This window comes from Jannaschia marina, assembly GCF_013404595.1.
GTDB lineage: Bacteria > Pseudomonadota > Alphaproteobacteria > Rhodobacterales > Rhodobacteraceae > Jannaschia > Jannaschia marina.
This window is the reverse complement of record NZ_JABVAX010000010.1, coordinates 81,921-92,493: the sequence shown is the minus strand read 5'-3', so window position 1 is coordinate 92,493 and position 10,573 is coordinate 81,921. Positions and strand designations below refer to the sequence as shown.

The 10,573-nt window shown below is 68.5% G+C and carries 13 protein-coding genes; 8 read left to right on the top strand and 5 right to left on the bottom strand.

All coding sequences use genetic code 11. The annotated features are described in order from the left end of the window. Positions 1 to 128 precede the first annotated feature (128 nt). The 3 genes from HSX43_RS15230 to ettA all read left to right on the top strand — a co-directional run bounded on the left by HSX43_RS15230 (position 129) and on the right by ettA (position 2,500). Positions 129 to 476 carry a hypothetical protein gene (locus HSX43_RS15230; protein ID WP_179380987.1) on the top strand — a complete coding sequence of 116 codons (348 nt, stop codon included), beginning with the start codon at positions 129 to 131 and terminating at the stop codon, positions 474 to 476. Positions 477 to 479: 3 nt separating this feature from the next. After that, positions 480 to 758 (top strand): hypothetical protein, encoded by a 279-nt coding sequence (locus HSX43_RS15225; protein WP_179380986.1) that lies wholly within the window; start codon positions 480 to 482, stop codon positions 756 to 758. An 86-nt stretch (positions 759 to 844) separates the two neighbouring features. Beyond that, positions 845 to 2,500: an energy-dependent translational throttle protein EttA gene (gene ettA / locus HSX43_RS15220; RefSeq protein WP_179380985.1), complete on the top strand. Its 1,656-nt coding sequence runs from the start codon at positions 845 to 847 to the stop codon at positions 2,498 to 2,500. Between the two features lie 7 nt (positions 2,501 to 2,507). On the opposite strand, the gene HSX43_RS15215 is transcribed toward ettA, so the two are convergent. From HSX43_RS15215 to fliF, 5 genes are read right to left on the bottom strand one after another with little or no spacing between them, the layout of a single operon-like run. Beyond that, a complete protein-coding gene (locus tag HSX43_RS15215; protein ID WP_179380984.1) occupies positions 2,508 to 3,086 on the bottom strand; it encodes a hypothetical protein in 579 nt (192 codons plus the stop codon). 12 nt (positions 3,087 to 3,098) lie between these two features. Beyond that, positions 3,099 to 3,815: a flagellar type III secretion system pore protein FliP gene (gene fliP / locus HSX43_RS15210; protein WP_179380983.1), complete on the bottom strand. Its 717-nt coding sequence runs from the start codon at positions 3,813 to 3,815 to the stop codon at positions 3,099 to 3,101. Further along, complete coding sequence (locus HSX43_RS15205; RefSeq protein WP_179380982.1) at positions 3,812 to 4,087, bottom strand: FliM/FliN family flagellar motor switch protein; 276 nt, start codon at positions 4,085 to 4,087, stop codon at positions 3,812 to 3,814. The genes fliP and HSX43_RS15205 overlap by 4 nt, the downstream gene beginning before the upstream one ends. Continuing rightward, positions 4,080 to 4,676 (bottom strand): FliH/SctL family protein, encoded by a 597-nt coding sequence (locus HSX43_RS15200; RefSeq protein ID WP_179380981.1) that lies wholly within the window; start codon positions 4,674 to 4,676, stop codon positions 4,080 to 4,082. The genes HSX43_RS15205 and HSX43_RS15200 overlap by 8 nt, the downstream gene beginning before the upstream one ends. Beyond that, complete coding sequence (fliF, locus tag HSX43_RS15195) at positions 4,676 to 6,352, bottom strand: flagellar basal-body MS-ring/collar protein FliF (RefSeq protein ID WP_179380980.1); 1,677 nt, start codon at positions 6,350 to 6,352, stop codon at positions 4,676 to 4,678. Before fliF ends, HSX43_RS15200 begins: the two co-directional genes overlap by 1 nt. 121 nt (positions 6,353 to 6,473) lie before the next feature. Between fliF and HSX43_RS15190 the strand changes: the two genes are divergently transcribed. The 5 genes from HSX43_RS15190 to HSX43_RS15170 are packed head-to-tail and all read left to right on the top strand — an operon-like array spanning position 6,474 to position 10,547. Next, positions 6,474 to 6,962 carry a flagellar basal body-associated FliL family protein gene (locus HSX43_RS15190; RefSeq protein WP_235962682.1) on the top strand — a complete coding sequence of 163 codons (489 nt, stop codon included), beginning with the start codon at positions 6,474 to 6,476 and terminating at the stop codon, positions 6,960 to 6,962. A gap of 1 nt (position 6,963) precedes the next feature. Further along, on the top strand, positions 6,964 to 7,356 hold the full coding sequence (locus tag HSX43_RS15185) for a hypothetical protein (RefSeq protein WP_179380979.1): 393 nt from the start codon (positions 6,964 to 6,966) through the stop codon (positions 7,354 to 7,356). Next, the gene (locus HSX43_RS15180) at positions 7,353 to 7,916 is read left to right on the top strand and encodes a MotE family protein (RefSeq protein ID WP_179380978.1); all 564 of its coding nucleotides are present in this window, start codon (positions 7,353 to 7,355) and stop codon (positions 7,914 to 7,916) included. Before HSX43_RS15185 ends, HSX43_RS15180 begins: the two co-directional genes overlap by 4 nt. A gap of 4 nt (positions 7,917 to 7,920) precedes the next feature. Then, complete coding sequence (motA, locus tag HSX43_RS15175; protein ID WP_179380977.1) at positions 7,921 to 8,784, top strand: flagellar motor stator protein MotA; 864 nt, start codon at positions 7,921 to 7,923, stop codon at positions 8,782 to 8,784. Next, complete coding sequence (locus HSX43_RS15170) at positions 8,781 to 10,547, top strand: hypothetical protein (protein WP_179380976.1); 1,767 nt, start codon at positions 8,781 to 8,783, stop codon at positions 10,545 to 10,547. The genes motA and HSX43_RS15170 overlap by 4 nt, the downstream gene beginning before the upstream one ends. The last annotated feature ends 26 nt before the right edge of the window (positions 10,548 to 10,573 follow it).

Here is a 10,573-nt window from a genome sequence, read left to right as displayed (position 1 = left end):
GCTGAAGCGACCCCATCCAATACCGACCAAAAACACTGCCTTTGCCCGCGATCACAGCGGGTTGGGAGGGCTCGCCCGGCCCAAACACAACATCTGGTAGATCGAGTTTTTCACCTATATCAAGCGTTTTGCGCCTGCGTCGCTCCATCGAGCAGACGCACCGCCGACTGATCGACCTGCGCCAGGGGGCCATGGCCGCCCGCGCCGTCCGCCGGGAGCAGGCCATACAGTCGCGCCTGCGCACGACGTTCGGCAAGGATACTGCCATCGACGAGGCCGAGGCGCTCGTCGCCCGCGTCCTGCAGCAGGACGACCCGGGCGAGCAGGCCGACATCCTGCGGGAGATTGAAGGCGAGCTGTCGCATGACTCGCTGCCCGAGCGCATGGCCGACGCGGGTTTCGGCCCTCGCGGCAAGACCACCGGGGCCGACATCCTGGCCCGCCTGAAGACCACCGACACCAACGAAAAGGACTGACCCATGGACCGCAGCGACGACAACCGCCTCATCATCTTCTTCAACTTCGCCGGCGTGGTGGCGAGCTACGTGCTCCTTGCCATCAGCCTCTACAAGTCGCCCGAGGTGCCGCTCTCGACCAAGGGCTTCTGGGGCATCGCCGTGCTGATGCTGACGCTGAGCCTCGTGAACTTCGTGAAGTACCGCTTCGACGCACGGCTGAGCTCCGACCGCATCCAGCGGATCGAGGAGGCCCGCAACGAGCGCCTGCTGGAGGACTACGTCTCCGACAAGGCAGCCTGAGCGAGCAAGCCACCCGGTCGGGCGTTGCCCCCGGCCGGGTGCCGATATACATGGCCCCCAGACCCGAATTCCGGAGGCTTTCGAGCATGGCGAGCTATCAATACGTCTACCACATGGACGGCGTGTCCAAGACCTACCCGGGCGGCAAGAAGGTGTTCGAGAACATCCGGCTGTCGTTCCTCCCCGGCGTGAAGATCGGCGTCGTCGGCGTCAACGGTACCGGCAAGTCCTCCCTGATGCGGATCATGGCCGGCCAGGACAAGGACTTCCAGGGAGAGGCCTGGGCCGCCGAGGGCATCAAGGTGGGCTACCTGAGCCAGGAACCGGAACTCGACGACACCAAGACCGTGCGCGAGAACGTCATGGAAGGCGTCGCCGATCAGCAGGCCATCCTCGACCGCTACAACGAACTGGCCATGAACTACTCGGACGAGACCGCCGAGGAGATGGGCAAGCTCCAGGACGAGATCGACTCGAAGAACCTCTGGGATCTCGACAGCCGCGTCGACATCGCGCTCGAAGCCCTGCGCTGCCCGCCCGACGACGCCAACACCGCCAATCTCTCGGGTGGCGAGCGGCGCCGTGTCGCTCTCTGCAAGCTGCTGCTCGATGCGCCCGACATGCTCCTCCTCGACGAGCCGACCAACCACCTCGACGCCGAGACGATCGCCTGGCTGCAGCGTCACCTGATCGACTACAAGGGCACCTGCCTGATCGTCACGCACGACCGCTACTTCCTCGACGACATCACGTCCTGGATCCTGGAGCTGGAGCGCGGGCGCGGCATTCCGTGGGAGGGCAACTACTCCAGCTGGGTCGAGCAAAAGGCCAAACGGCTGGAGCAGGAGGCCCGCGAGGACAAGTCGCGCCAGAAGACGCTGGCCCGCGAACTGGAGTGGATGCGGTCTAACGCCAAGGCCCGGCAGACCAAGTCGAAGGCCCGCATCAACGCCTACCACGAGATGGCGGATCGCTCCGAAAAGGAGCTCGTCGGCAAGGCGCAGATCATCATCCCGAACGGCCCGCGCCTCGGCAACAAGGTGATCGAAGCCGAGGGCCTGACCAAGGCCTATGGCGACAAGCTCCTGTTCGAGAACCTCTCGTTCTCGCTCCCGCCCGGCGGCATCGTCGGCGTGATCGGCGCGAACGGCGCGGGCAAGTCGACGCTCTTCCGGATGATCACCGGGCAGGAAACGCCCGACGCCGGCAAGATCGAGGTCGGCGACACGGTCAAGATGTCCTACGTCGACCAGTCGCGCGACGAGCTGAACCCCGAGCACAACGTCTGGGAAGCGATCTCGGGCGGGGCGGAACTCATCAAGCTGGGCGATGCCGAAGTGGCGTCCCGCGCCTATTGCGGGGCGTTCAACTTCAAGGGTCCGGACCAGCAGAAGAAGGTCGGCGTCCTCTCGGGCGGGGAGCGCAACCGCGTTCACATGGCGCGGCTCCTGAAGGACGGCGGTAATGTCCTGCTGCTCGACGAGCCAACGAACGACCTCGACGTCGAGACGCTCCGCGCGCTCGAGGATGCGATCGGGGAGTTCGCCGGTTGCGCCGTCGTCATCTCGCACGACCGCTTCTTCCTCGACCGGCTCTGCACGCATATCCTCGCCTTCGAGGGAAACAGTCACGTCGAATGGTTCGAAGGCAACTTCGAGGCCTACGAGGCGGACAAGGCTCGCCGCCTCGGCCCCGACTCGCTCGAGCCGAAGCGCGTGCTGCACAAGAAGTTCAGCCGCTGAGCGATCTTCAGCCGGGCTCTGCGCCCTCGAACTGACGCAGAGCCCGGTGCACCGCGCGCACCTGCCCGCCAGGTAATCGGCGCAACGCGGCGGCCTGCTCGATCGTGGGCTTGCCGATCAGGGTCATGGCGATGACGGCCGGATGCTCGCGTGCGAGTGTCGCGGGCTCCACCGTCGCCTCGACGATACGCCGCACGTCCGCAGGCGGCAGGCGGACGTCCGGCGCGGCGGCCGCAACGGGCTCGTGTTGGACCGGCGCGGCAAGGGTCATCCGGGCGGCGGCGCGCGGGCGGACAGGCTCCGGTCGTGTGGGAGCCGCGGCGGGCGGCGCAGTGAGCGTCGGTGCAGCCTTCGAGAAGAGCGCGTGGCGCTTCGGTTTTGGTGAGGGCGGCGAGACGGTCCCGGCCCCCCGCCCGCTTCCCTCTACCGTCCGGATCAGATCCCGCGCCCAGGCCCGCAACTGCTCGGGCGAATGCGCTGCCGCCTGTTTCTCGCCGGGCTCCAGCATGGCGATGAGCGCGCGCGCCTTCTCGGCGTTTGTGACGGGGAGCGCGGCGGCCGGCTTGCGATCAGGCAGGGCGGACATGGGAACCTTTCCTTAGAGATAGCTGCGCACGAGCGCGCCGGACACCAGCGTCCAGCCGTCGACGACGACGAAGAAGGCGAGCTTGAACGGAAGCGAGATGATCGCGGGCGGGACCATCATCATCCCCATCGACATCAGGATGGCCGCGGCGACCATGTCGATGATGAGAAACGGCATGAAGACGAGGAAACCGATCTGGAACGCCCGCGTGACCTCGGACAGCAGGAACGACGGCACGAGCACCGAGAGCGCATCCCGCCCCGCGCCCGGACGCAACGCCTGCAGATGGGCCAGCGTGTCGGCATCGACGCGGGCCAGCATGAAGGCGCGGAACGGCTCCACCGCCGCCGGCAGGGCCGTCGCCGCCTCCATCTCGCCCCGGCTGAGCGGCCCGATCCCCGCCTCCCAGGCCGCCATCGCGACCGGCTCCATCACGAAGTAGGTCAGAAAGAGCGCGAGGCTCACGATCAGCATGTTGGGCGGTGCCGCCTGCAGCCCGATCGCCTGTCGCATGATCGACAGGACGGTCACGATGAACGGGAAACAGGTCACCGTGATCGCGATCCCGGGCGCGAGGCTCAGCACCGTCAGGAGCGCGATCAGCTGCACCGTCCGCAGGCTGACCGAATCCTCGCCAAAGTCGAGCGAGACCTCCTGCGCCAGCGCCGCGCCCGGGAGGGCGATCAGCGTGAGACAGAGCCAAAGTGTCCGGAGGCGGCGGTCGGTCACGCGGCCCCGTCCGTCTCCGCCACCTCGGTCAGGCGGACGGCCAGCCGGCCGCTGCCGTCGCCCTCCACTTCCTGCAACTCGCCGCGGGCGATCAACCTGTCGCCGGCATAGAGCTCCACCGGGTCCGACACGTGGCGGTCGAGGGGCAGGATCGCATCGCGCTTGAGCGACAAGAGCTCCGAGACGGTCGGATGCGCCCGGCCGACGGAGATGGTGATCTCCACCGGTACGCGCGACAGGGCGGAGCTGGTCTCGGATGTGGGGTCAGCCATTCTGGGCCTCCTTGAGATCGGGTGTCGTCTGTTCGGGGCCGAGCGTGTCGAGGAACGTCTCGAGCGCGGCGTCGAGATCCTGCAGCACGCGGTCGAGATCGAACTGCCGCTCCTCTCCGCCCCATTTGGCGAAGGCCTGCGCCGGTCCGAGCGCCGCCTCGGAACACACCTCGACCTCTGCGTCGGAAAGCTCTGCCTGCGCGCAGGCCCGACGAACGGGGACGCAATTCTCCGGGGCCACGAGAAGGCGCACGGTCGTCTCCGCCGTGCGCGCGATTTCAGCGATTTCCTCCACCAGCGACGGCAGAAACGACCGATCCGCCGCGCGCGGCAACACCTTGTCGAAAATCTCGCGCAGGGCCGGTTCCAGCTGGGCGATCATCTCGCGTCGCGCGGCGGCGCGCTCCTGCGAGAGCGTCTTCAACCGCTCCGCCAGCTCGCTGCCGACAGCGGCGCGGTCGCTTTCGACCTGACGCATCGCGTCATCCCAGCCCGCATTGTAACCGGCGTCGAATTGCCCTTCCGTGGCGGCCGTGAGCGGCGCGGAGGCCCGCGTGAGCGGCCGGCCGAAATCCTCGAGCATCGCCATCAGCGCGACTCCGACGGCGTTTCTTCCATCCAGCCGCGGAGTACCTCGACGGTCTCCTCCCGGCGGTCGGAGATAAGCTTGCGCAGGCGCTCGACCGGATCGTCCGATGCGGCGTCGCCGTCATCCCCGAAACCGGGCAGCGCGCTCAGATCCGAGAGGTCTGACAAGTCGGGTAGATCCGCGGTACCCGGCGCGGCGACATCCGCCGGAGCCGGGAGCGGTGCGATCGCGGGTGCCTGCGGCAGCGGCAATTCCTCCGGCACCTCGGCGCGATCCTCCGTCAGAGCCGCCGTCTCCACCGGCGCAGCCAAGGCGGCGGTCGGCGGCGCGAGAGCCCGGCCGAGAAGGGGCCGGACCACGAACGCGAGCAGGCCGAGCGCCACCGTGGCAAGCAGGCCGGCGATGACCATCTGGGTCACCTGCCCCCCCGTCACGAAAGGAAGGGAAAGGCCCGGCGCGGCCGGCGTGTCGGCGATCGCCTCGAATTCCATGCTGCGGACGGTGACGACGTCGCCGCGATCCTCACGAAAGCCGACGGCGGAGCGTACCAATTCCTGCAGGATTTCCAGCTCCGCCGCCTCGCGTGGGGCCCATTGCACGGTGCCGTCCGCCGCGACGCTGCGCAGCCCATCGACCATGACGGCCACGGTCACGCGTTCTATCGCGCCGGGGCCGCGCTCGATCTGGCGCTCCGTCGCCGAGAAATCGTAGTTCACCCGCTCGCGCAGGTCCGTGTTGTTGCTCTGCGAGCCTTCGCCGCCGCCGGCCGCGTCCCCCTCGGGCAGGTTGCTCGCCACCGTCACGCCCGCACCGGCGGTGCCGCTTTCGGAAGCCGTGCGTTCCTCGGTATCGGTGCTCAGGACGACCCGGCTATCCGGGTCGAGCACGCGCTCTGTGATCGTCTCCCGGTCCTGTCGCGTCTCCAGGGCGAGTTCCACGACGAAGCGATCCGCGCCCACGCGGGCGACCAGCAGGTTCTCCACAGCGGCGCGCATCTCGGCGATGCGCGTGCTGCGGGCCTCGGCCTCCGTATCGACGACACCGCCCCCGATCACGCGCCCGCTGGCGGCATCGACGACAGTGACGTCCTCGGGAACGAGGTTGCGCACCGCCCCTGCGACCAGCGACTGCACCGCGCGGGCCAGAGACGCGCCCACGGCACCGCTCGTCATCTGGAGCGTGACCGACGCGGTCGCACTCCGGTCTCGGGAAAACGGCGACGAATCGGCCGTCGCCAGATGGACGCGCGCCATCTTGACGCCCGGCGATGCGAGGATCGTGCGCGTCAGCTCGCCCTCGCGCGCGCGCCAATAGGCGGCGTCGAACATCTGGGACGTCGTACCGAACCCGCTCAGCCCGTCGAGCACCTCGTAGCCGGTGCCGTCCATCCGCGGCAGCCCCTCGCCGGCAAGCTGCATCCGGAGCGCATCGCGCTCGGCCGCGTCCACGTAGATCGAATCGCCCCGCACCTCGTAGGGCGCGCCGCGCGCATCGAGGCTGGCGACCACCTCCGCGGCCGTCGCCGGTTCCAGCCGCGCGAAAAGAAGCTCCATCCGGGGAGACGTCACCATCCGCGTCAGCAAGAAGACCGCAAGGAAGGCCAGGAGCGTCGCTCCCGCCAGAATCGCCAGACGGCGCTTGTCCTGCGCCTGCCAAACGGTTGCGAGATTCTCCACGTGCGATCCTCCGGGATACGGCCCACCCGTTCTGGGTGTCAGCCGGAGGATTCAGCAATTGCATTAACATTCAGTTAGCCCCGCTGAGATACGACTGCCTCGACTTCACGAGGAAAGACGCATGGCAGATCCAGAGGAAGAGGCCGTCGATTCGGCACCCGAAAAGAAGGGCGGGATGGGCAAGCTCGGCTGGATCGTCACGCTTGTCGCGGCGCTTGCGCTCGGGGGCGGGGCCTTCTTCGTCACCTTCTCCGGCCTCGTGGGCCTTCCCTCCGAGGAAGCTGCCGCGCCCGAGGCCGGTACCGGCCCGCTTGCCCCGCAATTTCTTGAACTCGACCCGATGATGATCACCGTCGGGGGCGCGGGCTCCACGAAGCAGCTTCGGTTCCGCGCCTTCCTGCAACTCGAACCCGGGGCGGAGCAGATCGCGGCGCTCCAGCCGCGCATCCTCGACGTCTTTTCGACTTACCTGCGCGCCGTCTCCGTCGCCCGGCTCGAGGATCCGACCGCCCTTCTCGACCTGCGCGCGCAGCTTCTGCGCCGGGTTCAACTTCTCGCCGGCGCGGATGTCGTCAGCGACCTTCTCATCATCGACTTCGTGATTACCTGACATGACCTATCTCGGCCCGATCTCGGATCTCCTTCTCCTCCTCGGCACGCTCGGCATGGCCGGGTGGTGCATCGTGCTGACACGGCGTCTGCGCTCCTTCTCGCGGCTCGAACGGGACGTGCGCGCAACGGTCGACAACCTCCGGTCACAGATCGACGCCGCGGGAGCCTCGATCACTTCCGCGACCGCCGAGACGCAGGCCCGCGAGGCCGCGCTCATCGCCCTGACGTCGGCGGCGGACGACCGGATCGGCCGGATTGAGATGCTGATGGCCAGTTTCGAGGACATCGAGGCGGAAGCGGCGGATGCCCTCCATTCGGACGGGGGCGCGGACCCCGTTCCGAGCTTCCGCGCCAGCCGCCCGACCGACTTCGCCGCGGGAGCCGCCCGATGATCCGCCTCCTGCGCCGGTTCGGCGCGCTCCTCCTCGTCTCGGTCCTCCTCGTCTCCGCATTGACCCGCATCGTTTCGGCGGGGCTCGTCCCGGACAATGGCTTGACGGCCGAGGCAACGGCCCCCCTCCCCGTAAGCACCCGCGAGAGCGGCAGCGAGGTCGGTGACCTGATTCGCGAGATCACGCGCCGGTCCGAGGCGCTCGATGCCCGCGAAACGGCCGTCGCCCTGCGGGAACAGGACATTGCCGTCGCCCGGCAGGAGGTCGAGGCCGCGCTCCTCCGGCTCGACGCGGCCGAGGCGCGGCTTGCTGCCCGGATGCATCAGTCGAGTGCCGCCGCCGAGACCGACGTGACGCAGCTCGTCCGCGTCTACGAGGGCATGAAGCCCAAGGACGCCGCCGTCCTCTTCGAGGCGATGGACCCGACCTTCGCGGCCGGTTTCCTCGCCCGGATGAACGCCGACGCCGCCTCTGCCCTCTTCTCGAACCTCAGTCCCGACCGCGCCTACGCCCTCAGCGTGCTGATGGCCGGGCGGAACGCGAACGCAGCCACGGAGTGAGCTAATGATCGGATTCGTCGGTATCGCCTGCGTGATCGTCATGGTCTTCGGCGGCTATCTCATGGCCGGCGGCAAGATGGGGATCATCCTCAAGTCGCTGCCCTTCGAACTCACGATGATCGGCGGCGCGGCGATCGGAGCCTTCCTGCTCGGCAACAGCTTGTCCGAGGTCAAGCACACGCTCTCGGACATCAAGAAGGTGTTCAAGGGCCCGCAGTGGAAGCCCGACGACTACCGCGACCTGCTGTGCCTGCTGTTCGAACTCATCCGTCTCGGCCGCAAGAACGCGGTCGCCCTCGAGGAGCACATCGAGGATCCGGCCGGCTCCGACATCTTCAAGGAATACCCCCGCATCCTTGCCGATGCGGAGGCAACCGCGCTCATCTGCGACACGCTCCGCGCCGTCTCGATGAACTACGACGACCCCCATCAGGTGGAAGAGGTGCTGGGCAACCGGATGGAGGAGAACCTGCACCATTCGCTCCATTCCAGCCACGCGCTGCAATCCATGGCCGACAGCCTGCCGGCGCTCGGCATCGTCGCGGCCGTCCTCGGCGTCATCAAGACGATGGGCTCCATCGACCAGCCGCCCGAAGTGCTTGGCAAGCTGATCGGCGGTGCCCTCGTCGGTACCTTCCTCGGCGTGTTTCTCGCCTACGGCTTCGTCGGCCCCTTCGCCGTGCGCCTCAAGGCCGTGAGCGAGCAGGACGCGAACTTCTACAAGCTGATCCAGGATGTGCTCGTGGCCAACCTGCACAACCACCCGACCAACATCTGCATCGAGGTCGGTCGCCAATCGACGCCGACGCACATCCGGCCAAGCTACTCCGACCTCGAGGAGGCGCTGAAGGCGCGCAAGGCCGCGTGAAAGCCAGGCTCCGCCTCCTTGCACCGTTGCTCCTCTGCGCGCTCGGCCTACCGGTCCTCGCGCAACAGACGGTCGTGCGATCGGGCGAACACGGGGGCTTCACACGCCTCGTCTTCCCGGCCGCCGCGAACCGATCCTGGACGGTCACCCCGAACGGCGACGAAGCGCTCATCGACTTCGGCAGCGGCGTCACGGGGCTGGACCTGTCGCAGGTTTTCGACCGGATCCCGCGTGACCGCATCTCCGCGATCGCCTTCGCCGATGGGGTACTCCGCCTCGATCTCGCCTGTGCCTGCCCCGTCAATGTCACCCAGATCGGATCGGGCCACGTGGTCATCGACGTCTCGGACCCGGCCCCCGGGGCGTCGGCACCGCCACCCGCCCCCGCCGTCCGACTTGCAGCCCTTCCACTCCGCCTGATCCCCCGGAACCTTGCGCTGCCGGTGCTGGACGTCGCACGGAGGCAGGCAGACGTCGCCGACCCTCCATCGCGAGAGATCGCCGCGATACCGCCACCGCAGATCCTGCGCCATCCGCTCGGGACGGTTCCGCTCTTGCCTGCTCCGGACGGGGCGGGCCGGACACGCCGGATCGGACCCGCCTGCCCGCTCGAAACGCTTGCCGCCGAGATGCTCATGGCCGATCCCGAGATCGCGCTCGCCGACCTCGAAACGTCGCGCCGGGCCCTCCTCGCAGGGGACGACCGACTGGCCCCGCGCGCCGTCTTGAGTCTGGCCGACACGTACCTGCGTCTCGGTTGGGGGGCCGAGGCCGCCATGATACTCCGCAGTCACCCGCGACCCGATCCGGACCGCACACGGCTGGCCGCGCTCCTCGATGGGGTGCCGGCGGGCCGAGCGCCCCGCCTCGATCCGGCGTGCGGGCCCGCGACGGCGCTGCTCGCGATCCTCGACGGCGTATCGATCGACGACTGGGCCCGATCCGACGCGGCGGAGTTCGCCGCCTTTGCCGACGCGCTCGCACCCGCGCGCTGGCACGACCTCGGCGACCGGCTGAAGACGGGATTTGCCGCGATCGACCGGAGCGACGTCCTGCTCGGCATCGGTGCGCTGACACATGCGACGTCCGATGCCGATCTCGCCACTGAGGCGACGGGAACCGATCTCGCAGCCGTTCTGGCGGTGACGCAACTCCTCGAGAGCACATCGACGCCGAGGGCCGCCGACATCGACAACGCGCTTGCGCTGCGACCCTCCGTGCCGCCGGGGCCAGAGCGCGCGGCGCTCGACGCTGCTCTGATGACGGCCCTCGTCCGGGGGAGCCGTCCCGCCCTGCTCACCGAACTCGTCGCGCGTGACTACTTTCCGGCAGCCGACGTCCTGACCCGCGCGATGGCGGAGCTGCCCCGCGAGGATGTCCTCGACCTCGCCGTGCGCCTCCGCCCGGCCCTTGCGCCATCCGATCCGCTACGTCGCCGGCTGCGCGATCTTTTCCTCGACGTCGGCCTGACCGAGACGGCACGCGGTTTCGCACGTCCGGATCCGCTGCCCGAACCGCGCGCGGTCGATGATCCCGTCGTCGCGCGCGACCCCTGGCTCGCCCGCGATCTCGCCACCCTCGTCGCGACGCCCGAAGCGGAGTGGACCGCCCGACACCGCATGGCCGACGCAATCCTCGCCCGGAACGCCGCCGTCCTGCCGTCGACCGACCTCGCCGCCGCCGACAGCCTGCTGCTCGAGAGCCGGACACTGGCGGACCGGGCGCGGGCGCTGCTCGACACCCCGGCTCCACCGACCCCGTAACCGCGTATTAACCAGGGTGCCCTAAG

Coding starts and splice junctions, on each gene's coding strand:
- HSX43_RS15225 (WP_179380986.1), top strand. CDS start 480: ATGGACCGCAGCGACGACAACCGCCTCATCATCTTCTTCAACTTCGCC.
- ettA (WP_179380985.1), top strand. CDS start 845: ATGGCGAGCTATCAATACGTCTACCACATGGACGGCGTGTCCAAGACC.
- HSX43_RS15215 (WP_179380984.1), bottom strand. CDS start 3,086: ATGTCCGCCCTGCCTGATCGCAAGCCGGCCGCCGCGCTCCCCGTCACA.
- HSX43_RS15205 (WP_179380982.1), bottom strand. CDS start 4,087: ATGGCTGACCCCACATCCGAGACCAGCTCCGCCCTGTCGCGCGTACCG.
- HSX43_RS15200 (WP_179380981.1), bottom strand. CDS start 4,676: ATGGCGATGCTCGAGGATTTCGGCCGGCCGCTCACGCGGGCCTCCGCG.
- HSX43_RS15190 (WP_235962682.1), top strand. CDS start 6,474: ATGGCAGATCCAGAGGAAGAGGCCGTCGATTCGGCACCCGAAAAGAAG.
- HSX43_RS15185 (WP_179380979.1), top strand. CDS start 6,964: ATGACCTATCTCGGCCCGATCTCGGATCTCCTTCTCCTCCTCGGCACG.
- HSX43_RS15180 (WP_179380978.1), top strand. CDS start 7,353: ATGATCCGCCTCCTGCGCCGGTTCGGCGCGCTCCTCCTCGTCTCGGTC.
- motA (WP_179380977.1), top strand. CDS start 7,921: ATGATCGGATTCGTCGGTATCGCCTGCGTGATCGTCATGGTCTTCGGC.